Raw genomic sequence first — 21,451 nt, forward strand, 5'->3', positions numbered from 1 at the left:
GGGGGAAAATGCTCGGTGCAGCCCGGATAGGAGGAGGTGTGAAATGGTTGCTGTTCTTTCGCGCACCGCTTTTATCCTTCCCTTATGGCAACCATTGCAGTCCTCGGCACCCTCGACACCAAAGGTCATGAACACGCCTATGTGGCGGAGATCATCCGCGCACGCGGGCATCAGACACTGCTGATCGACACAGGCAGCGGGGACGCACCGCAGGTGCGGCCGGATGTGACGCGGGAGCAGGTGGCGGCGGCGGGTGGCGTGGATCTGGCGGGAATCATGGAGCGCAAGGACCGCGGGGAGGCCGTTACCGCCATGGCGGGGGCGGCGGCGGCGTTTTTGTCGGCGCTGGTGGTGAGCGGCAAGGTGCAGGGCGTCATCTCTCTGGGCGGCGGCGGCGGCACAGCCATCGGCACAGCGGCCATGCGGGCGCTGCCGGTGGGCTTTCCGAAGGTGATGGTCTCCACCCTGGCGGCAGGCAATGTGGCTCCGTATGTTGGAACCAAGGACATTGTGATGTTTCCCAGCATCGTGGATGTCAGTGGCATCAACCGCATCTCCCGCGTGCTGCTGGCGCGCGCTGCCGGGGCCATCTGCGGCATGGTGGAAACCGCCGTGCCAGCAGGTGAGGATAAGCCTCTGATCGCGGCCTCGATGTTTGGCAACACGACCGAGTGCGTGAACAAGGCCAAGCAGATTCTCGAAGACGCGGGCTATGAAGTGCTCGTCTTCCATGCCACCGGCACGGGGGGCAAGATCATGGAATCGCTCATTGAGAGCGGCATGTTTGCCGGAGTGCTGGACATCACTACCACTGAGTGGGCTGATGAACTGGTGGGGGGCATTCTCGGTGCCGGGCCGACTCGTCTGGATGCCGCTGCAAAGGCCGGCATCCCCACCATCATCACGCCAGGCTGTCTGGATATGGTGAACTTCGGCGAGCGCGCCAGCGTGCCCGCGAAGTTTGAGGGCCGCACCTTCTACATTCACAACCCGCAGGTCACGCTGATGCGCACCAATGCGGCTGAATGCGCCGAACTGGGCCGCATTTTGGCGGGGAAAGCGAATGCCTACAACGGGCCCGTGACTGTGTTGCTGCCGCTGAAGGCGATCAGCATCATCAGCGCAGATGGGAAGCCTTTCCATGATGCCGAGGCGGACGCAGCCTTGTTCGACGCCATTCGCCACAACCTGCGGCCCGGCATCCCGCTCGTGGCACTGGACTGCGAGATCAACGCACCGGAGTTTGCCGAGGCCTGTGCGGGGGCTCTGCTGAGCAGCATGCCGCAAGCGGCGAGCTGATTGCAAATCTGCGGCTGTTCTATCATTGCCTCCGTCTTGGGGACGTCCACCTTGGCGGCCTAATGTACTACCCGCTTAACTTCCGCTTCAAGCTCATGACGTTCACGCCGGAGATCGACGTCACGGATGCTTACGGCGGCACGATCTGCCATGTGAGGCAGCAGTTTTTCCGGCTGCGAGAAAAGGTGGATGTGTACGCCGATGACTCGGAGAGGACGCTGCTGGCCACGATCGAGGCAGACCGCGTCATCGACTGGTCGGCGCGCTACACTTTCAGGGCTCCGGATGGCCGGGAACTCGGCGCCGTGGGCAGGCAGGGAATGAGGTCGCTGTGGCGTGCGCACTATGATGTCTATGCGCCTGGAGCAGAGACTCCCACGTTCGTGATTCAAGAGTCGAATCCCTTTGTGAAGCTGCTCGATGGCCTGGTGGGAGAGATTCCCATTCTCGGGATGTTCACCGGCTACATGCTGCACCCAAGCTACATCGCCACGCGAGGCGAGGGCGGGCCGCCCGTTCTCAAGCTGACCAAGAAGCCCGCGCTTTTAGAGGGGCGCTTTGCGCTCACGCAGGAAGGCCCGGCCAATGAGGGCGAGCAGCTGGCGCTGCTGCTGTCCTTTCTGATGATGAATCTGCTGGAAAAGAATCGGGGATGATCAGATCTGCGGGATTCTTTCCCCCTCGCGCACCAAGGTGCCGCGCTGGAGGAGGAGCTGGCCCTGCTTGATGGTGAAGAATTCGAAATGCGGATCTTCCTGGTCGTCATCGATCTCACAGCGCAGCTCGCCTTCGGCGTCCACCAGCGTTCTGGCCACTTCCCTGAAGACCTTCAGGATGGCCTGATTGCGCTCCTGGCCCATCCAGGAGAAATCCAGGGATTGCAGGGCCAGATCCACCTCGAGGTCATTCTCTGCAAAGAGTTCATCCAGGTGGTCCGCCTTTTCGCGGGCGAGCATTTTGAAGCTAAAACTGCCGTCGTACGTTCTGATTTCCGTCATGCATGACATGCTTGGCAGCTTTTTCTCAAGGAGCCAGTCTTAACCCGGCAAGTGCTGCAAAAAGTGCGGTTCGCGCTCAGAGCCGCCGGATGAAAAAGCTTCTCATCATCTGACAAACCACGTAGCATCATCACTGCTGCCATGAACTCCCAGGACACACTCCGCGCGAAAAGCAGGGATAAGGTTCTCATTCTCGCCTCAGTCGTGGTGATACCCGCCATGGTGCTGGCCCCTATTGTCCTTGGGCTTCATGTGTTGGGAGCACTGCCGCTCTCCTCAGGACTGCTCTATGGTTTGGTGCTGCCTCTGTTTTGTCTGTTTGTCGTTTGCTTGATCAAGTTTTCGTGGGAGGCCAGGATCATCATGACTGTGTGCACTGGCGGGCTCTTTCTGGTGAGCCTTCCGGTCATGAAAAAGCTATTGCCAAAAACGGCGGCAATAGGCGTGCCGTCGATGCGCAGCCACAAGGCTACTTCGGCAGCCGATCCATGAAAGCCGCAGGCAGCTCCACAGTCTTCTGCCTGCTGGAGGTGCCGCGCAGGAGAGTGATCTGACCTTTGGGGCAGTCGAGTTCATCTGCCAGGAAGCTGATGAGTTCGGTGTTTGCCTTTCCATCCACAGGTGGGGCGGCCAGTTTCACGAGCAGCACCGGGCGGCCTTTTTCATCGGCGGTCCATCCGGCAAAGGCAGACTTTTTCGCGTTTGGCGTTACACGTACGGCCAGTGGGGCGCGGTCATTGGAGGCAGCCATGATCAGACGAGTTTGAGGCGTTTGCGCATGAGCCACTCGGCGGTGAGCAGGAGAATGGCTGCGCCAAACCACCACCAGCTGCTCCAGAGGTTGGTCTCCTTGGTGATGGTCTGCTTGCGGTCGATCGTCTGCAGCAGGCCGGGGAGGTCGGTGGCGGCCTGTTCTTCGCGCAGGAAGCGGCCGCCGCTGTTGGTGGCCATGGTTTCCAGCAGGGGGCGGTTCATGGTCAGGGTAGCCCATTCGGGGTTGCCTGCATCAGAGACATGGAGGGAGAGGCGTGCCTCGCTGCGTGGTGCGCTGGGGCTTTCCGCCACGGATATCTCATAGGTGCCTGCGCGGAGCGGTGGAGTGACGGCGCGGTAGATGCCCACGTGGGTGGGATCTGCCTCCAGCTGAAGAGTGGCCACCTCCTCGCCGTCGTGCAGCAGGTAGGCGCGGGGCTGGGCATTGGTGAGCGTCTCGCCCTTATCATTGCGCACACGCACGCGGATTTCTGAGGTCTCGCCTGGGGAATAACGCAGGCGGTCTGTGCCCACGGAGAGCTTCTTCTGGTCGATCTGGAAAGGCGGCGCGGCGATCCATGCGCCGAGCTGCATCCAGAGACGCTGGTGATAAAGATCAGCCACCTGGAAACGCCAGCGCCAGAGCTCATCTGTACCGAGATAGAGCACCGCGCCCGCGCCCACTTGACGGAAAACGATGGCAGGCTGCTGTGCCTTGGCCAGCGTGATGGCGGCGGGCAGTGGCTCCACATTGGAGTGCCAGTTGACCTTGCTGAGCGTGGGCCAGAGCGTGGCGTTGGCGCTGGGGCTGTCGCTCAGACGCAGGGCGTCAAAGCGCTGCCCATCGGCGGTGAGCTCGATGCTGGCGGGGGTCTGCTTTTTGGCGGCCGCACCAAAGCGCACGGGGACAAGTGGGGCGGTTTTTCCGCTGGCCCATTCGTGCAGCTTGCCGCGCTGGCCGTCGATCATGATCAGGCCACCTCCACGTTTTTCGACGAACTCCACCAGCCACTCCAGTTGCTCGGGCTTGAAGCGGCCCAGCGAGACATCTCCGAGAATCACGAGGTCATAACTGAGGAGGTCATCCTTGGTTTTGGGGAAGTTTTTCTGCAGGTTGCCAGCGGCGGCGTTGTCGCTCATGTCGTCAAAGATGAGCGTGGTCTGCCAGCGTTCGTCGCGGTCGAAATGGTTGTGAATGTAGCGGAACTCCCAGCGCGGGCGGCCGTCGATGATGAGGGCCTTGCGCTTCTTTTCCAGGAGGTGGATGGAGAGCTCGCGGGCGTTGTTGGAGCGGGTCTTTTCCAGTGCGGCACGGTCGCCGCTGGCGGCCACCTGGATGTTCACGCTGCGCAGCGTTTTGTCCCGCTGGCCCGGTGCGGGAGGAGGCAGCTCGGCCACGGGAAAGATGAAATCAAAGCCCTTCTCACCCTTGCCGGAGGTGGTGAACTCCTTTTTCCACAACACCTTGCCCTGGCTCTCGATGCGCACGCTGGCTGGCACTCCGGCAGGCATGCTGTCATTCACGGTCAGATGGCCCTGGAAGTTCTCCTTGGAAAAGACCGACTCGGGCGCATTCACGGCGAGCAGCGAGAGATCTGCGGGCGGCACCTCAGTGCCAAAGCCGATGGTGAAGACCGGTGTGCCGCTGGTTTTGAGCGTGCTGCTGAATTCCTCGGGAGAGCCTGCGGAGTTGTGCTGACCGTCTGTCAAAACGACGAGCGCCGTACCTGCCGATGCAGGGCCAAGGGCTGCGCGTAGTGCCTGATCGAGATTGGTGATAGGTGCGGTGGCTGGCAGCTCAAAGGTGGAGGGCATGTCTCCGGAGGTGTCCTTGCCTGCCTGACGGTACCACCAGAGGCGCTGGGTGTTCATGCCACGCAGGGCCACGAGTTCCACATCCTGAGTCTCGGCCAGCTTTTTCAGCAGCGGGGTGGTGCCTTTGAGCAGAAGGTCTTCCGCGCGCTGAAACCGTGGTTTGCTGCTGCCAGCAGGAGCACCGGGGGCCTCATCGGTGAGCTGCATGCTGGCGGAGCTGTCCACCGCGATGACGACGTGTCCCAGCTGACGCAGGGTGGTGACGCTGCGCAGCATCGGACCCGCCAGTGCGAGCACGAGAATGAACACCGCGACCGAGCGCAGCACGGCAGGAACCTGTGCAGCACGACTGCCCACATACTTCAGCTCCCGGCGGTAGAGAAACCACATGAGTCCGGCCAGACCAAACGCGAGCAGGATCACCGGCAGCGGTGCATAGCCGCCAGTAAAGCGCAGGGTGGTTTCTGTCAGGGGTGTCATGTTTTAAAAAGGCTCAGCCCCGGGCGATGTGCTGCTGCAGGAGGACTTCGGCGAAGAGGAGAAGGAGCAGGGTGATGAGCAGCGGCTGCCAGAGCTCGGTACCGTGGCGACGGCTGCGATCCAGGGACTGGTAGGCAGGCAGGGTGCCGGCGTAGGCGGCCTCGTGCCGCTCGGCGATTTTCTGAATGTCCGTGGCAGGCAGGGCTTTGAGATCGGACTCCGCACCATCCACATTGAAGGCCAGCAGCACGGTTTTCTCTGTGCCTTCCTTTTGCAGCTGGAAGATGCCAGGCTGGGTGATCACGGGGCTTTGCAGGAAGACGGAGTCTGCCTCCTTGGCGGCTTTCAGCGTTTGCGTCTGGCCGGTGGGGCCCCGCAGGATGAACTCCGCGCCCTGCTCAGCCTTTTCCAGCGGCAGGCGGATGGAACTGCCCACGAGCTGCCAGGCTGGGGCAGTGCCCTCGGTGGCCAGATAGGTGGTGAGGCGCTGCATCAGCGGCACAAAGAAAGGCTGCAGGGGCAGATTGGTCCACTCAGCATTCGCTGTGCTAGCCACGGCCACGACACGACCGCGGCCGTGCTTTTTCTCGACCATCAGAGGCACATTGCGGTCCAGGTTCAGGATGCGCTGGGTTCGGTCATCGAGCGTGGCAAAGTCAAACCAGTGACGAAATTCGGCTTCCTGAAGGCGGCCTGAGCGGGTGTCATTGAAATACAGCACGGACGGGTGTGTGAAGCGCTGCATGAGGATATGCGCAGGCGGGGAGTCGGCATCCACTCTGGCCTGGCCTTTGATGGCGGCAGGGTAGAGGCCTTCGCCCTTGCGGTAAAATTCGCGGTTGTACCAGTCGAGATCGCATTCTGGTCCGGCAAAGACGAGGAGGCCGCCGCCATCTTTGACGAACTTGTCGAGCTCGTTCTGGATGTGCCCCGGCAGGCGCTGCACGTCGGCCATGATGATGACCTCCTGCTGGCGCAGGTCTTCGTTGCGGATCTTGCGCAGGTCGATTTTTTTCGTGCGGATGAGGTCCTTGAGCGAAGCGGCTGCCGCCGTGTGCGGCGTGAGTGCGATCTCGAGGAAATCTGCCGAGCCGGTGAGCGGTTCCCGGCCAGGGCTGCCATCCATGAGCAGGACATTGAGTTGATTGCGCACCTGCACGATGGAGTGGAAGGCGTTGTCATCAGCAAAGGTGTCTCCTTCGAGGCGGACGGAGAGCGAGTGGTCGCCCACTTTATCAAACGCATGCGTGAAGGAGAGCACGGCCTCGCCTTCCGGGGCCAAGGAGACGCGCGCTGTGCGCAGGCGTGTGCCATCTGCCTCCAGATGCACAGCTACGTCCTGCCAGGCTCGGCGGCCATGGTTCTTGATGCGCACCCGCAGGCCGATGGGCTGGGACTCGGCTGCCACGAGGGCGGAAATGTCCGCGCTGGCGATGCTGAGGTTTTCCGCCAGATCGCTGCCCACACGGTAAAAGGTGATCTGCGGCTTGGGCTCCTGTTTGGAGAGGCTCTCCAGTGCTGGCAGTGCAGCGCCCTCGGCCACGGCCTTCCAGTCGGCAGCCTGGAAATCGGAAACGATGACGACTTCGCGTGCGGCATTGGGCGAGTCTTTGAGAGCTGCGCCTGCGGCCTGGAAGGCGTCATTGGCAGCCAGCGGGCCTGACATGGAGGGCACATCTCCGAGTTGTTTGGGTACGAGGTCGAGATCGGTGGTGGCTTGGTCGAGCAGCTTGCGTGGAGTGCCGCCGGAGAGCAGCACTTGTGCGCTGGAGCCTTTGGGCAGATCTGCCAGAATGGCCTGGATGTCCTGCCGTGCCTGCTCCGTGACGGTGCCGCCGGGCAGCGAGGTCTGCGCGGCGGGAGCACGCATGGAGAGGGAGTCGTCCAGCAATACGATGAGCGAGGAGCTGCCCATTCCGAGCGAGCGCAAAGCCGTGAGCACCGGGCGAGCCAGGCAGAGCGCCAGCACGATAGGGATGGCCACACGCACGATGAGGAGCAGGAGCTGCTCGATCTTCATCTTGCGCTTCCGCTGGCGGATCACCTCGTGCAGCAGGTGCATGGCACCCCAGCGAACGGTGACGACCTTCCGCTTGTTCAGCAGATGGATCAGCAGCGGGACAAGAAAGGCCAGGGCGCCCGCCAGAAGTGCGATGTTGAGAAAGCTCATCGTGGGGGCAGGGAGATGGTATAACGAATGACGAAGCTCGAATGACGAAGAGCAGGCATCCGGGATGCTGCGTCTTCGTTATTTGGCAATGGAGTTGGCTTCGTCATGGTTCAGCGCATGCGCAGGGCCAGATAGCTGCGGAGGGCGGCGGAGTGGGATTCATCCGTGGGAAGGCTCAGGTAATCCACCTGGTGCCTGCGGAAGCCGTCTTTGAGCTGGGCGGCGAAGCTTTGCTGCGCCTCAATGTAGCGCTGGCGGATGGTGGCGGGGTCGAGCAGGAGGAAGTCGTCGTTGTTCTCCAGGTTTTCAAAACGGGCCCAGTTGCCGAAAGGGAAGTCGATCTCGTCGCGGTCCCAGAGCTGCATGGCGATGACTTCGTGCCCTTTTTTGCGCAGGATGCCGATGGACTGCAGCAGAGCGGTGGGATCATCAAAGAAGTCGCTGATGAGAATGACGAGGCCGCGGCGTTTGAGGCGCTGGGCCAGCGACTCGATTACGGGCGCGAGGCTGGTGTCGCTGCCGGGCTCGGTTTTCACCATGGTCTCCAGCAGCAGGTGCAGGTGGGTGATCTTGGTGCGGCAGGGGATGATGTTGCGCACCTTGGTGTCAAAGGTGATGAGGCCCACGGCATCCTGCTGGCTCATGAGCAGGTAGGCCAGGGAGGCGGCGAGCTTGCGTGCGTAGTCAAACTTCAGCACGCCCTTCTGCCCGCGGTAGCCCATGCTGCCGCTGGCATCGAGAACGATGGTGGCGCGGAGGTTTGTCTCCTCATCAAACTCACGGATGTAAAAGCGGTCCGTGCGGCCAAAGATCTTCCAGTCGAGGCGGCGGATCTCATCTCCCTGCACATAGGGGCGGTGCTGGCGGAACTCCACGCTGAAGCCCTTGTGCGGCGAGGCATGCTGCCCGGTGGTGAAGCCCTCCACGACCGTGCGCGCAAAGAGCTGCAGGGACTGCAGGCTCGTGATGTCTTCGGCGTGGAGGATGTCGGACAGGGAAGCCACTTCGGGGAGGAATTAGAGAACGGCGGCAGGGAAGGAGGAAAATGACGAATGAAGAAATCCGAATGACGAATGAATGACGAAACGCGAATGACGAAGATCGAGCATGAGGAGCATGATTCGGACTTCGGATTTATTTAGTCATTCGGGTTTACTCATTCGTCATTGTTTTGGCCTTAGAGTACCCGTGCTTCGCTCTTCTTCGTCCGCTTCACCAGTTCGGCGATGATCTGGTCCACCGTGATGCCTTCGGCTTCGGCGTGGAAGGTGGCGACAAGACGATGGCGCAGGGCAGGGGCGGCGAGGGCCTCGATGTCGTCAGTGGTCACATGGGTGCGGCCTTGAAGCAGGGCGCGGACTTTGCCTGCCATGACGAGCATCTGGCTCGCGCGCGGACCTGCACCCCAGCTGAGCATGCTTTTCACATATTCGGAGGCATCCGGCTCGGTGGGACGGGTGGCGCGGACAAGGTCGAGCACAAAGTCGATGACGTGGTCTGGCACAGGCACTTTGCGTGCGAGCTGCTGGGCAGCCTGCAGTTCCTCGGCGGTGATGACGGCTTCGATTTCCTGCGTGGCGCCTCCGGTTGTGCGTGCGATGATCTCGCGCTCGTCATCGCGGGTGGGGTAATCCACCTTGATCAGGAAGAGGAAGCGGTCCTTCTGCGCCTCTGGAAGCGGATAGGTGCCCTCCTGCTCGATGGGGTTCATGGTGGCGAGCACAAAGAAGGGCTTGGGAAGCTCATGCGTGACCTGGCCGACCGTGACGTGCTTTTCCTGCATGGCCTCAAGCAGAGCGGCCTGAGTCTTGGGCGGGGTACGGTTGATTTCGTCCGCGAGGATGATCTGGGAAAAGATGGGGCCCTGCTGGAAGACGAGCTTGCGGCGTCCGGTCTCGGCATCCTCCTGGATGATCTCGGTGCCGGTGATGTCCGCAGGCATGAGATCCGGGGTGAACTGGATGCGCCGGAAGCTCAGGTGCATGGCATCTGCGAGCGATTTGACGAGCAGGGTCTTAGCCAGGCCGGGCACACCTTCCAGCAGGCTGTGGCCGCCTGCTGCGATGGCGATGAAGACCTGCTCGATGACGGCCTCCTGTCCGACGATACGTTTACCAAGAGCAGCTTTGAGTTTATTGTAACCAGAGACGAGGGCGGCAGCAGCGGCGGAGTCTGACATGAGCGGCGGGGGAAATAACGGAATCAGAAGAAAGAGTGACGAAGGCGTGAGGGGGAGCCCACAGCGACGCATTGAACACGAGAGCGGAGCGAAGGTTCTTTCCACTCTTGCGCACATGCTGGCAAGAAGACAAAAAAGGCAAAAGCCCGGGCGCGGCTGGATCAGATTTTGCTAAGGCAGGCCACGGCCATGGCGGCGATGCCCTCCCCGCGGCCGACAAAGCCAAGGCGCTCATTCGTGGTAGCCTTCACGCCCACCTGGTCCGGCTGGATGCCGAGCGCGGCGGAGATGTGCTGCTTCATGGCGGCAGCGTGGGGTTTGACCCTGGGAGCTTCAGCGATGAGGGAGGCGTCGATGTTCTCGATGCGCATGCCTTTCTCGGCAGCGATCTGGGCGCACTTTTCGAGAATCCGCAGGCTGCAGATACCCTCGATGCTGGGATCGCTGGGTGGGAACCAGTGGCCGATGTCCGGCTCTCCGAGCGCGCCGAGCACGGCGTCTGCGATGGCGTGGCAGAGCACATCTGCGTCTGAGTGGCCTTTGAGACCGTGCGTGTGCGGGATGGTGACCCCTCCCAGCACCAGCGGGCGGCCTTCAGCGAAAGGGTGTACGTCGTATCCGATGCCTGTGCGAACCATGGGGTGAGATTAGGCGTTATGGTCCGCAGCCTTCTTCAGGCTGGCAAGCACGTCGGAGATTTTGAGGTCAATGCGCTGGCGGTTGAGGAAGTAGCTGACCTTCTCAAAGCCTGCCTCGGTGAGGTTGTTCAGGGCGGTGACAAAGTGCTCGCCTACACGGTTGGCGCGGTGGGAGTCGGAGCCGAGGACCACGGGGATGCCGCGCTCGGAGATCATGCGTAGCATTTCGACGCCGGGGTTCATCTCCGAGTAGCTCTTGTTGAGGCCGGAGGTGTTGAGTTCCATAGCCACGCCGGTGGCTGCGATGCGGTCCAGTGCGGTGGCCACGGTGTTTTTCACGATGGCGAAGCACCAGGAGTCCGGATGGTAGTTTTTGACCAGATCCGGGTGGGCCAGGCAGTCATACAGACCGGTCTCTGCTGATTTGGCCAGGTGGTCGAAGTAGATGCGGCGGAAGTTTTCGATGGTGCCGGTCTCGAATTTATTGAGGTACTCCTTGGCCTGCCAGTGCACGGCGCCTAGCACGTAGTGGAAGTCGGCGCGCTGGTGCAGTTTGGAGATGTAGTCTTCGTAGCCCGGGAAGTATTCGCTCTCGATGCCGAGGCGGACGTCCAGCCTGCCTTTGAAGGTGTCTGCGGCGCGCTGAACGAGACCCAGGTAGGTGTCAAACTCGCTCTCTGACATCCGCACCGTGGGCCAGAAGCCGTTGGGCATGGGGCAGTGGCAGGTAAAGATGATGCCCTTGAGGCCAGCTTTGAGGGCCTGTTCGGCGTATTCTTCGGGCTCTCCCCAAGCATGCTTGCACAGCGGGGTGTGCATGTGGGAGTCGTAGAACAGCGCGCCGGACTTGGTGGGACCTGGAGGTGGCAGTGGCAGGGAGATCACCTTCCTTGCTGGTGCTTCCACAGCTTGGGCAGGGGCGGTCATGACCACAGGGGCTGGTGCGGCAGATACCACTGGAGCAACTGCAGGCTTGGCTGGTGCAGCAACTTTGGCGGGGGCTGGAGCTTTGACAGCGGCTGGAGGAGGCGCTGCCTTTGCAGGCGCGGGCGCTGCTTTCACGGGGGCAACTGCCTTGACGGGTGCTGAAGGAGGTGCCTTGACTGGAGCGGGCGCTGCTTTCTTGGCAGGAACGACGGGCTTCTTGGCTGGCGGAGCAGGTTTGGCAGCAGGTTTTTTGGCGGCTGCAGCCTTGACTGCTTTGGATGGTTTCGGAGCCGGTTTGGTTTTCTTGGCTGGAGCAGGCTTGGCGGCAGGCTTTTTCACTGACGCCTTGGCTGGAACCGGCTTTTTCAACGGCTTTTTGGCGGCAGGAGCGGGCTTTTTGGCGGGCTTCGATTTGGTCACCACTTTCTTAGCCGGAGCAGGCTTGGCCTTCTTTTGGGCGACCACAGCCTTTTTCGATTTGGGCGCAGCAGGCCTGGCCTTACCTTGGGCCGCCTTTTTCTTGGTTGGTTTGGATTTGCTCACAGTCTAGCTCCTGGTTCCGTGCAGTATCAGCCATCCCTTGCCCTCGACATCTGCAATCCGAGCGTTTTTGCCGCTGCCAACGGGGCCCGGGTAGCATAACCGCAAGGTCAAGGGTACGTCTTTCCAGTTTCCGCTCTGAAGTTGTTGAATAAGAGGCTGAAACTTGGGGTCTTTGCGGTCAAAATAGGCGTAGATGACATTGTTGTCGTCTGGATGCTTGATCTCCAGAAGCTCGCTGCCGGTTGGCAAGGCCTCGGGGGGAGATGTCTGGGGTTTAGAAGCTATGACTCTGAATAGTTTTGGTGAGGTGGGCTGGGTTTTGATGAATTCCTCCCAGTCCAATTCACTGTAACGGACAGAACTTTCCCAATCCACTCTGAATGAGTTGTCTGACTGCTCCTCGATGATGAGGCTAACAGGCTCGGCATTGGTAAAAATGGCCTGAGCATAGCCGAGACGATAGCCGGGCTCCTCCACTGGAAGCAGCCAGCCAAGGGCTTTCCATTCGAGGGGAGTGTGGGGATGACTGCGGTAGTAGTCCAGCATCAGCGGGCGGACCCTTTGGGGGTCTCGGCAGTAGGCTAGCTGTTGTTCCGCGGTGGAGGCACCGAAAAAGCCGCGGATGGTCTGCTCGATTTTCAGGCGCTTGTTCTCTATATCAGCTATCGAAGAGTCGGACGCAGCCGTACTGTTGTCATTTTTCTGGCTGGACGCCATTGGAGGTGCCAGGGTTTCGCTGCCTAGAAGAGCGGGCTGCTCCCTGGATTTTCCTGACCAGCGGCGCTCCATATCCTTCTCGTAGACAGACTGTACGTACTCAGGGTTCACCCGCGCGGATTCCCAGAGCTTGATCATGACGACGCGCACAACAGTGGCAATCATGACAACAAGGGCCAAACAGCCTAAAACTGTGGCTACGGCATTGATCATGGCTTCTCTACGCCGTGCTCGGCTGCGGCGCGGCGGATCATTGTCAACAATGCTCGGAGGGGTCATGGCAAACACGCGTTGGTGGAGCCGAAGGCGGGATTCGAACCCGCGACCCTCGCATTACGAATGCGATGCTCTACCACTGAGCTACTCCGGCGTGAACGTGTGACTTTCACTGTAAGCCGAAGATTATATAAGGGGTGGCTCGACCTTGTCATTTGCTTTCTTTAGGGGCACGAAAAAATCGTGCTTTTTTGTTGTTTTCGAGTGTGAACCGGGGGCAGCACACACTTGCGTGTGTGAAGCTGAGGGAGCAAATATAGGTTTTCTGATGAACGATCCGACCATGCCAGCACAGCCCGGTACTCCCTATGGCGAGTTTCTTGCCGAGCAGGAGGAGATTCAGCGCCTAAAGTGGCTGGCCAGCGAAAGTGAGGGACACGATATAGGCTTCGAATCTGCCCTAAATGACTGGGCGCAGAACCACCGTGCAAAGTGGCGTAACATGCGTAATCAGATGATGAAGCAGGCACAGGTCTGAGGTGGAGGTTTTTTTGGTGTGGCTGCTGACAATTGGCAGTCTTGGGCGGCGTTATGGCCGAGTCATGATGTCCCGAATCGCCTCCCTCGGAGCAATGCTCCTTCTATCCACCCTGAATGCACCGGCTGCTGCATGTAAAAACGTCCTTTTTATCATGGCTGATGACCTGCGTCCGGAACTTGGTTGTTACGGGGCTGCGGCCATCACCCCGAATCTGGATGCGCTGGCGCGTCGGGGGGTGCTGTTTCAGCGTGCCTACTGCCAGCAGGCGGTGTGTAATCCCTCACGCTCCTCCATGCTCACCGGATTGCGCCCTGGCACGTTGGGGCTCTATGTGAACGGGACACACTTCCGCGAACTGAAGCCAGATGTGGAGACGCTGCCGGGCTGGATGAAGGCGCACGGCTATACCACACGCTGCGTGGGCAAGATTTTCCACAACTGGCATACCAAGGAACATGGCGACCCGCGCGCTTGGAGCGCCCCGGAATTTCTGCACTATGCCAATCATGGAGACGATACCCCTCAGGTGAGCGGCCCTTTGCCGCCCAATTTGGCCACGACCACCGGCACCATGCACCTCTATGGCAAGGAGCCTATCTGTGAATGCCGGGATGTGCCTGACGAAGCCTACTACGACGGTCGCGTGGCAGCTGAGGCTGTGCGGGTCCTGGGAGAAGTGAAAGACAGGCCCTTTTTTCTAGCAGTAGGCTTCTGGAAACCGCATGCTCCTTTCAATGCTCCCAAGAAATACTGGGATCTTTATCAGCGGGACCGGCTGCCCGCTCTGAATCCGGCTCGACCTTTGGCGGCACCGGAAATCGCCTTCCACCAGAGCACGGAAGTTCTGGGACCGCCGGAAAAGCAACCGGTGCCTACCCGGGAGCAGGTGGCTGAGATGCGCCACGGCTACTATGCCGGCATCAGCTACATGGACGCCCAGCTGGGCAAGGTGACAGCCGCGCTGGCAAAACACGGTTTATTGGATTCCACCCTCATCGTTTTTTGGGGGGATCATGGTTACCACATCGGCGAGCATGGCCTCTGGGGCAAGACCACCAACTTTGAGCTGGATGCCCGTGTGCCGCTGATCCTGGTGCCGCCGAAGGCCCGGCATGCTGGGGTGCAGACTTTAGCTCTGGTGGAGATGGTGGATCTCTTTCCCACCATCACCGCTCTGTGTGATATACCACCGGCCCCAGGGCTGGATGGGATCAGTCTGGTGCCACTTTTGGACAATCCTGGCAGCACGCTCAAAGAGGCTGCCTACACTCAGCATCCGCGCCCGGCCTATGCCGACCGCACCAAGCGTGGACGCCCGGAGGTGATGGGCTTTAGCGTGCGCACTAACTCTCTTCGTTACACAGAGTGGCGGGACTATGACTCTGGGAGGGTGACGGCCACGGAGCTCTATGACCACAGCCGACAGGAGGCTGAGCTGGATAATTCGATCGCAACTCCGGCTGCCCCTGCAGCCTTGGAGCACGCCCGGAATTTACTGCATAGGCAGTTTCCGCCCGCGTCGCAGTAGACCAGGGGGCAAAAAAGCTCATTTAATGGTTGCCAAAGAGACCCGATTTTTGTTAATCATCTGAAAGTCACATGAAAAATCGTTTTCTACTCATCGCACTCAGCCTTTTCACCGTCTCTAGCATTGCCTATGGTGACATCCAGTCTCCTCCCGGCCACCACTATACTTGGAGCCGCAAGCTGAGCCGTGGAGTTGGCAATATCCTCTTCGGATGGTTTGAGTATCCTTCCGTTTGGAGGCATACCAATCAATCTGAAGGCAATGTAGCTGCTACTTCAGACATGATCGTTGAAGGCACCAAGCGCACCTTCGTGCGTGCTGGCTATGGAATCTACGAGATCGCAACCTTCATGGTTCCTAGCTGGAAAAAGACCTACCGTCCGCCGTATCATCACAAAGAAAACGTGGAAGGCTGGTGGGGCTACACGGAGTTCGCTCCGCAGATCGGTTTCCGCTCTGAGATTCCCTATTCCAGTTTCCAGAGCTGGTAATTTCGGCTAAAATTTTCCGCCTTTAAAGGCACAGGCTGTAATCAGCCTGTGCCTTTTCCTTTTGTTTGCAAAGCAGTCCGCCCGCTGGCAAGAAAGTAGCCCTCCTCCCATGCCCGAAGTCCATAAGATCGACATCAATCATGTGGCCAAACTGGCCCGTCTCAAGCTGACTGAAGAAGAAGCCAAGCACTATGCAGAACAGCTCGACGGTATTCTGAGCTACATCGATACCCTCACTCGTTACAATTTGGACGGAGTGGAGCCGACTGCCCATGCGATTCCCGTTTATGATGTGCTGCGCTCAGACGAGCCCCGCCCAGGTTTCACCCAAGAGCAGGCTCTTGCCAACGCTCCCAAACGCACTGCCGACCAGATTCAGATTCCGGCTGTGATCGAGTAGCGGCTGATTTGCTGGGTGCCCATCAGGGCATGGCTGTTTTTCCATCATTCTTTTTTCTCTCTCCTTCTTCTATATATGCTTGCCTCCTCCACTATCGCCGCCCTGCGGCAGGGCCTCACCAAGGGTGAAATCACCCCGCGTGATATCGTGCTGGACGTCGCCAAATCCATTGATGCCCGCAATTCGGAGCTTGGGGCCTATCTCTCTTGGGACGTGGAGGCAGCGCTGGCTGAGGCGGATTCTGCTGATATCTCCCGCCCTCTTGGAGGCATCCCCGTTGCAATTAAGGACAACATTAATGTCACAGGCCAGCCCTGCACGTGTGGGTCCCGTATTTTGGCGGAAAACTACACATCTCCTTACGACGCTGGTGCTATCCGCAGTCTGCGTGCCGGTGGTGCCATTCCGTTTGGAAGGCTGAACATGGACGAGTTTGCCATGGGCTCCAGCACGGAAAACTCTGCCTTGGGAGTGACACGCAATCCGCAGGATACCTCCCGCGTGCCGGGGGGCTCAAGCGGCGGCAGCGCCTCGGCTGTGGCTGGAAATATCGCTATCGCTGCGCTTGGTTCTGACACTGGAGGATCTATTCGTCAGCCAGCCGCTCTATGCGGATGTGTGGGCATCAAGCCTACGTATGGGCGCGTTTCTCGCTTCGGACTAGTGGCCTTCGCTTCATCTCTGGACCAAATCGGGCCGGTGACTAAGACCGTGCAGGATTCCGCCCTGCTGCTGAATCATCTTTGCGGCTACGACGCACATGATTCGACCTCTCTGAACGTGGATGTTCCGGACTTTACCGCCACACTGGGGCAGGATATCAAGGGGCTGCGCATCGGTCTGCCAAAGGAATATTACATCGACGGCATCCACCCGGGTGTCTCCGCTAGTGTGCAGGCAGCCATCCGCCAGCTGGAGTCCCTGGGGGCTATCATCAAGGAGATCAACCTTCCGCATACTGAGCTGGGTGTGGCCACCTATTACGTGCTGGCTCCGGCGGAGGCCTCTGCCAATCTTGCCCGCTTTGACGGTGTGCGCTATGGTCATCGCAGCAGCAGCGCCACTGACTTGCTGAGCCAGTACACGCTTTCCCGAGCCGAGGGCTTTGGCCCCGAAGTGAAGCGCCGCATCCTGCTCGGTACCTACATGCTCAGCTCCGGCTACTACGACGCCTACTACATTCGTGCTCAGAAGGCCCGCACGCTGATCCGGAATGACTTTACCGAAGCATTCAAGCAGGTGGATGTCATCCTTTCCCCCACGAGCCCGACACCCGCTCATAAACTAGGAGAGCTTAAGGACAACCCACTCGCGGCATATCTCGAGGACGTTTTCACCATTCCTGTGAACCTCGCAGGATTGCCCGGCATCAGCTTGCCCTGCGGCACAGTGGACGAAGACGGTAAGGCGCTGCCAGTAGGTCTGCAGATCGTTGGCAAGGCGCTCGACGAATCCACGGTGCTGCGCGTGGCACATGCTTATGAGCAGGCACGTGCTGTTTGAGGTAAAAATAGAATAAAATGCAGAGCAGTGTTTGACAAAACTACGCCCTGCACTACTCTCATCGCCCCGCTGGTTCATCCCACGCGGAACTGGCTAAGGCCAACGCACCCGTAGCTCAACGGATTAGAGCATCTGACTACGGATCAGAAGGTTTCAGGTTCGAATCCTGACGGGTGCGCCACTTGCTTTTAAAAGCAGGTTCTTTGTTTTCCTCTATTATGTCTTCCAACAGGCACGTCTGTTTCCCGGTCTCGTGTGCCCCTGCATGCGCATTGAGAGGATGCTTTTAAAGAGGCGAGGGTGATGTGCCTTTAGGGCTGAAAGTAATGATGAAATGCTCAGGAAAGACTTCGAAGCCATATTCGAGGCGAGCTTCCAAAATGAGAGCTTTGAGGATTCGGAATGACTCGAATGAGTCGGGATAGATGCTGAGGCTGACGTAGCCACCTCTGTGTTGGTAGCTTGCCAGGAGTCGTCTGATGGTGGTGATGTCGTTGATAAGAATGCCTTCAGACTTTTTGGGAATGGCCTCGAATTCCTCGTCCTTTTTAGGCACGCGCGTGAGCCCTGAAAAATTCTGTCCTGAGGCATCTTGGAGAGGGTAGAGGGCTCCATATTTGAGGATTACATTGTAGGGCGACTTGCTGCTTGTGCGCTCTTTGGGAAAGCGCACGTGCTCCGCTCGTTTCGCGTCTTCGGCAGAGGTTTTGTTGCGAATGCTCAGAATCTCTCCGGCCAGGTCACGGCCCTTTTGTTCGGCGGCCTGTTTGCGTGCCTTGGCATCGGCGATCTTTTGTTCGAGGGCACGAACTTCAGCCCGCAGTTCGGTGAGATCTCCAGCACGTTCTTTTGGCTGTGAGGTGTCTGAGTTGGCGTTTGTGGGCTGCTGCGTACGAATGCGGTCCAGGGTTGCCTGCAATTCATTGCGCTCCTGGATGAGCGACTGAAGAGGGTTCTGGCCTTTGGCCAGGTTTTGAGCATCGAGCTTCAGCAGGCCGGCTAGTTCATTTTGTGCCGCCAGAAGTCTTTCAGCTGAAAGCTTGCTCTGCGTCTCTGCCAGACTTGAGGATGCCGCTGGTTTGGGACTGTTGTGCTGGGTAAGAAGCGAAAGGAGACAGGAGATGAGAATGATGCCGCCAAAGACATTGCATAGAGTGTCCAGCAGGAGATCAAGGCTTTCATCCTTGTTGGCGCGGAGTTTTCTCATGGTGGCGTGGTTGCTGGCTGCCGCTTGGTGCGCTCTCTCGCGGGCTGGAGCTGGATGTGCTCAGGGATAAGATCGTAGCCGATCTCATAGCCAGCACCGCGGGTGCGGCGCGTGACCTCATTAAACTGGAGTACGGCGGAGGGTTTGAAGTAGAAAACGATGTAATGCCCATTAGCAGGGTAGGCAGAGAAGAGGGTCTGCATGAGCCCTTCAAGGGAGTCGGCCTTTCGTGCTTCGCTGTCATCAAAGGCTTGAATGCGGAATCCGGAACTAGCGACAGTGACAAGCACGGGATTTTTGCTGGTGGCGCTCTTTTCTGGAATAAGGTAGATGACGTCCTGCTGATCGGAGCTTTCCTGGAACTGACTCTGGGCTTTTTTGCGCTCACTTTCCATGGATGCGACTTTGGACTCAGCATCGGTTGCCTCCTTGGTTGTGGTTGGCAGGAGTTTTTTGAGGGATTCGATGATGGTGAGCAGCTTTTGTTTTTCGATGCGAATCTCTCGATCCACTGGGCGTTCTTCTGCCGGTATCACCGGAGTGCTGGCGGTAGGAGTGAGGCGGGCAATGGAGTTCCTGAGTTCGGCAATCATCCTTCGCACTGTTTCCTCTGTCTCACTGGGCGCGGGTGTAATAACAGCGGTTTTGTCCTTGAGTTTGGCGATCTGTTCCAGCGTCGTTTTCAGTGTCGCCGCCAGCGTTGTGTTGGGATCTGCCGTGGTGCTGGCCTTGCCGATGACTTCATCGAGATTCAGCGCTAGGAAAATGGTGATGATGATGAGAAAGCCGGTGGTGCCGGTGATGACGTCCTGAAAAGCGAAGAAGCTGACGGTGCTGCCATGGGATTTGGTGAATCGGCTTCTCATGCGGCGGCGGCGGGCTGAGGTGTGTCAGTCTTCCTGCAGCCGGAGTCTACCGGCCACCTGGCGGCTGCAGATGTCGTTGCAATTGTCGAGAAACTCTGACTCCATGGCCTGTAGAAAGCTGACAATAAGCTGAAGTGCAAAGGCGCAGACGAGAGCCACAAGCGTGGTTTCAAAGGCGGTGGCCAGGCCGCCGGTGACGGTTTTGAGCGAGGCCCGGATGGCCACGAGATCCCCACCGGCTGTGAGGGTGTCGGTAAAGGCGCCAATCGCCTGGCTGAGGCCCTGCACAGTGCCTATAAATCCGAGGACTGGGATTCCCCACATGAAGCCTTGGATGATGCCATAACTGGCCGCCACCTGAGCTTCATCATTCTCCGATTGTACCTTGAGGATGGCTGCCACATCGGCTGTGTGACCGATATTATGCAAATTGGCCAGCGCGAGGTCGATGCGGTTAAAGAGCACAAAGTGGTGGGGGTTGTCCACCAGGTGACACATGCGATCCCGCACCTCGCGTGCAGTGGCGGAGGTGAGGACGAATTCGGGTTCCTGCGGTATGATCGAGAGGCCGAATGAGCGCTGCTGGAAGAGAAGCTTGCGCCACTTGATGAAAAGCAGCGTCAGCGCCCAGAAGAAGAGCAGCATGGTGGGGTAGGGGCAGGGCCCGCGCTCCAGAAACATGGCGGCAAACCAGCGCGTATGGGGCCACTTTTGCTGCAAAAGAATAATGGTCGTGTAAAAGGTAGCAGCAAGGAGCAGAGCCAGGATGAAAGATGGCACCTTTCCTGGTGTGGTGAAGCGTCCGCCGTGAAAGCCAAACCTGCGCTCTACATCGCAACGTGACCAGTCGAGCACCTTGCGCGATGCCTCGTAGGGATTTCCGTTCGGGAGGGTGCCGGTGGTCATGGCGGAGTGAGTCTGCCTTGGTGAATGATTCTCCATGTCTGACAAAAAGGGATGTTTAAACGTGGCTCCTTTCGCGCATGCCTTGCTAGAGATCCTCCCAGAATATATCCGAAAGTACATAATCCATTGGGATGGCACGATTCATGTTTTGAACGACGCCGTTTTTCATCTGTCCCGAAGCAAGGGTTGTGATGCCAATGAGGGCGCCATCCTTGGTGCGAAAGAGCCCGCCACCACTGTTACCAGAGCTGATAGGTGCGGAGGTGCGGACATATTTTCCTTCGGACCAGTCGTCAAATGCTGAGATGACTCCGGAGGTTACGCTGATGCCCTCACCGAGAGCATTGCCTATGGCAACGCATTCCTGACCAGCCTTAAGTTCTGCAAGGCGCGCCGATTTCAGCGGCTCCATCTTGGCATTGCTGCCGTCTTTGCAGCGCACCATGGCCAGATCCAATTCGTAGCGGCCCTTTTTCACGACTTCGAATGGGATTTCCTCTCCGTTGAATTCGAGAAAGTAATGGACATCCTTTGCCCCCTTTGGAATTACAACCACGTGTTTGTTGGTTACAAAATAGGCGTAGCCACCTTCATTCTTGATGTGTACGGCGCTGCCAGTGGAACCCGCTTGAATCAAGCCGCCCTTTTTACTATCGGGCTCTTTCCAGATAGCGTTGATGCGGATGACATGCGGAGATTTGAGTGTGGCGACATCTTCGTTGGATAGGATCTGTTCTTTATGTGCCGGCTCACTTGCCTTGATCGGCTGGTTATCGGTGTTTGGATTTTCATTCTTTCTCGCTTCCTGCATGGCTGTTTTTTCAGACGAGGTGTCAATGCGCTGAGGAGAGAAGTGCTGGCTGGCCAGGACATAGACAAGGACCAGTGCCAGCATAAGACAGGCTGTGCCTGAGAGTATGATCGCAGGCCAGAACCAGGCGGGCTTTAGCTGGGTGCTGCGTTCCCTGTGTCTGGCCAGACGTTGCGGCTGCGCAGGCTCCGACATGGCCTCGTCATAGCTGGGCAGGGGCTCGTGACTGCTGGGCTGATCTGGTGGCGACTGGTTCTGGTAGTCAAAGGCAGAAAGGGCTGCCGCAGCGTACTGGGCGCGGTACTGCTCCAGGTAGTCCCGGAGCACCTGCCACCGTCCGTTTGCATGGATCTTGTACATGGAGTGCAGATCTCCAGTGACGAGCGCAGCCTCGATGTCCTCAAACCTGTAGCCGGACTTTCTGATTCCGCGCCATTCCAGAGTGTAAGTCAAGTCATCCATA

General features: G+C 58.9%; 21 protein-coding genes and 2 tRNA genes. 9 read left to right on the top strand and 14 right to left on the bottom strand.

The window, feature by feature from the left end; translation table 11 throughout:
- The first annotated feature begins 84 nt into the window (after positions 1–84).
- Positions 85–1,299, top strand: coding sequence for a Tm-1-like ATP-binding domain-containing protein (locus tag HNQ65_RS15380; RefSeq protein ID WP_184340463.1), 1,215 nt, complete (start codon positions 85–87; stop codon positions 1,297–1,299).
- A gap of 62 nt (positions 1,300–1,361) precedes the next feature.
- Positions 1,362–1,955, top strand: coding sequence for an LURP-one-related/scramblase family protein (locus HNQ65_RS15385; protein ID WP_184340464.1), 594 nt, complete (start codon positions 1,362–1,364; stop codon positions 1,953–1,955).
- Here the strand turns inward: HNQ65_RS15385 and HNQ65_RS15390 are convergent, their stop codons facing one another.
- Positions 1,956–2,297, bottom strand: coding sequence for a hypothetical protein (locus tag HNQ65_RS15390; RefSeq protein WP_184340465.1), 342 nt, complete (start codon positions 2,295–2,297; stop codon positions 1,956–1,958).
- A 141-nt stretch (positions 2,298–2,438) separates the two neighbouring features.
- Here HNQ65_RS15390 and HNQ65_RS15395 point away from each other — a divergent pair, with 141 nt between their 5' ends.
- Entirely contained in the window at positions 2,439–2,789 is a 351-nt protein-coding gene (locus tag HNQ65_RS15395) for a hypothetical protein (protein WP_184340466.1), read from the top strand.
- Here the strand turns inward: HNQ65_RS15395 and HNQ65_RS15400 are convergent.
- The 9 genes from HNQ65_RS15400 to HNQ65_RS15440 all read right to left on the bottom strand — a co-directional run bounded on the left by HNQ65_RS15400 (position 2,767) and on the right by HNQ65_RS15440 (position 12,889).
- Positions 2,767–3,048, bottom strand: coding sequence for a DUF167 domain-containing protein (locus tag HNQ65_RS15400; protein WP_184340467.1), 282 nt, complete (start codon positions 3,046–3,048; stop codon positions 2,767–2,769). The two genes, HNQ65_RS15395 and HNQ65_RS15400, sit on opposite strands and share 23 nt — an antisense overlap.
- 2 nt (positions 3,049–3,050) lie before the next feature.
- Positions 3,051–5,345, bottom strand: coding sequence for a VWA domain-containing protein (locus HNQ65_RS15405; RefSeq protein WP_184340468.1), 2,295 nt, complete (start codon positions 5,343–5,345; stop codon positions 3,051–3,053).
- A gap of 13 nt (positions 5,346–5,358) precedes the next feature.
- Positions 5,359–7,515, bottom strand: a complete 2,157-nt coding sequence (locus HNQ65_RS15410; RefSeq protein ID WP_184340469.1) for a BatA domain-containing protein — start codon at positions 7,513–7,515, stop codon at positions 5,359–5,361.
- Positions 7,516–7,625: 110 nt separating this feature from the next.
- Positions 7,626–8,519, bottom strand: a complete 894-nt coding sequence (locus HNQ65_RS15415; protein ID WP_184340470.1) for a DUF58 domain-containing protein — start codon at positions 8,517–8,519, stop codon at positions 7,626–7,628.
- Between the two features lie 173 nt (positions 8,520–8,692).
- Positions 8,693–9,694, bottom strand: coding sequence for an AAA family ATPase (locus HNQ65_RS15420; protein WP_184340471.1), 1,002 nt, complete (start codon positions 9,692–9,694; stop codon positions 8,693–8,695).
- A 161-nt stretch (positions 9,695–9,855) separates the two neighbouring features.
- Entirely contained in the window at positions 9,856–10,332 is a 477-nt protein-coding gene (gene ispF, locus HNQ65_RS15425) for a 2-C-methyl-D-erythritol 2,4-cyclodiphosphate synthase (RefSeq protein WP_184340472.1), read from the bottom strand.
- Between the two features lie 9 nt (positions 10,333–10,341).
- Positions 10,342–11,802, bottom strand: coding sequence for a histidinol-phosphatase (locus HNQ65_RS26995; protein ID WP_343076564.1), 1,461 nt, complete (start codon positions 11,800–11,802; stop codon positions 10,342–10,344).
- Positions 11,803–11,805: 3 nt separating this feature from the next.
- Positions 11,806–12,732 carry a hypothetical protein gene (locus tag HNQ65_RS15435; RefSeq protein ID WP_221306179.1) on the bottom strand — a complete coding sequence of 309 codons (927 nt, stop codon included), beginning with the start codon at positions 12,730–12,732 and terminating at the stop codon, positions 11,806–11,808.
- Positions 12,733–12,814: 82 nt separating this feature from the next.
- Positions 12,815–12,889: transfer RNA gene (locus HNQ65_RS15440), tRNA-Thr, on the bottom strand.
- 174 nt (positions 12,890–13,063) lie between these two features.
- On the opposite strand from HNQ65_RS15440, the gene HNQ65_RS15445 reads away from it, so the two are divergent.
- The 6 genes from HNQ65_RS15445 to HNQ65_RS15470 all read left to right on the top strand — a co-directional run bounded on the left by HNQ65_RS15445 (position 13,064) and on the right by HNQ65_RS15470 (position 17,379).
- The gene (locus tag HNQ65_RS15445; RefSeq protein ID WP_184340475.1) at positions 13,064–13,273 is read left to right on the top strand and encodes a hypothetical protein; all 210 of its coding nucleotides are present in this window, start codon (positions 13,064–13,066) and stop codon (positions 13,271–13,273) included.
- A 64-nt stretch (positions 13,274–13,337) separates the two neighbouring features.
- Positions 13,338–14,804 carry a sulfatase gene (locus tag HNQ65_RS15450; RefSeq protein WP_184340477.1) on the top strand — a complete coding sequence of 489 codons (1,467 nt, stop codon included), beginning with the start codon at positions 13,338–13,340 and terminating at the stop codon, positions 14,802–14,804.
- A gap of 71 nt (positions 14,805–14,875) precedes the next feature.
- Positions 14,876–15,295, top strand: a complete 420-nt coding sequence (locus tag HNQ65_RS15455) for an exosortase system-associated protein, TIGR04073 family (RefSeq protein ID WP_184340479.1) — start codon at positions 14,876–14,878, stop codon at positions 15,293–15,295.
- A 109-nt stretch (positions 15,296–15,404) separates the two neighbouring features.
- On the top strand, positions 15,405–15,695 hold the full coding sequence (gene gatC / locus HNQ65_RS15460; RefSeq protein WP_184340481.1) for an Asp-tRNA(Asn)/Glu-tRNA(Gln) amidotransferase subunit GatC: 291 nt from the start codon (positions 15,405–15,407) through the stop codon (positions 15,693–15,695).
- A gap of 75 nt (positions 15,696–15,770) precedes the next feature.
- Positions 15,771–17,198 carry an Asp-tRNA(Asn)/Glu-tRNA(Gln) amidotransferase subunit GatA gene (gatA, locus tag HNQ65_RS15465; RefSeq protein ID WP_184340483.1) on the top strand — a complete coding sequence of 476 codons (1,428 nt, stop codon included), beginning with the start codon at positions 15,771–15,773 and terminating at the stop codon, positions 17,196–17,198.
- A 104-nt stretch (positions 17,199–17,302) separates the two neighbouring features.
- Positions 17,303–17,379, top strand: a tRNA-Arg gene (locus HNQ65_RS15470).
- 105 nt (positions 17,380–17,484) lie between these two features.
- On the opposite strand, the gene HNQ65_RS15475 is transcribed toward HNQ65_RS15470, so the two are convergent.
- The 4 genes from HNQ65_RS15475 to HNQ65_RS15490 form a co-directional block, all read right to left on the bottom strand.
- Positions 17,485–18,405 (bottom strand): hypothetical protein, encoded by a 921-nt coding sequence (locus HNQ65_RS15475; protein WP_184340485.1) that lies wholly within the window; start codon positions 18,403–18,405, stop codon positions 17,485–17,487.
- Entirely contained in the window at positions 18,402–19,271 is an 870-nt protein-coding gene (locus HNQ65_RS15480; protein WP_184340487.1) for a hypothetical protein, read from the bottom strand. Before HNQ65_RS15480 ends, HNQ65_RS15475 begins: the two co-directional genes overlap by 4 nt.
- A 24-nt stretch (positions 19,272–19,295) precedes the next feature.
- Entirely contained in the window at positions 19,296–20,177 is an 882-nt protein-coding gene (locus tag HNQ65_RS15485) for a MotA/TolQ/ExbB proton channel family protein (RefSeq protein WP_221306180.1), read from the bottom strand.
- Between the two features lie 85 nt (positions 20,178–20,262).
- Positions 20,263–21,450 carry a S1C family serine protease gene (locus HNQ65_RS15490; protein ID WP_184340489.1) on the bottom strand — a complete coding sequence of 396 codons (1,188 nt, stop codon included), beginning with the start codon at positions 21,448–21,450 and terminating at the stop codon, positions 20,263–20,265.
- Between the last annotated feature and the right edge of the window lies 1 nt (position 21,451).

The organism is Prosthecobacter vanneervenii (assembly GCF_014203095.1).
GTDB lineage: Bacteria > Verrucomicrobiota > Verrucomicrobiia > Verrucomicrobiales > Verrucomicrobiaceae > Prosthecobacter > Prosthecobacter vanneervenii.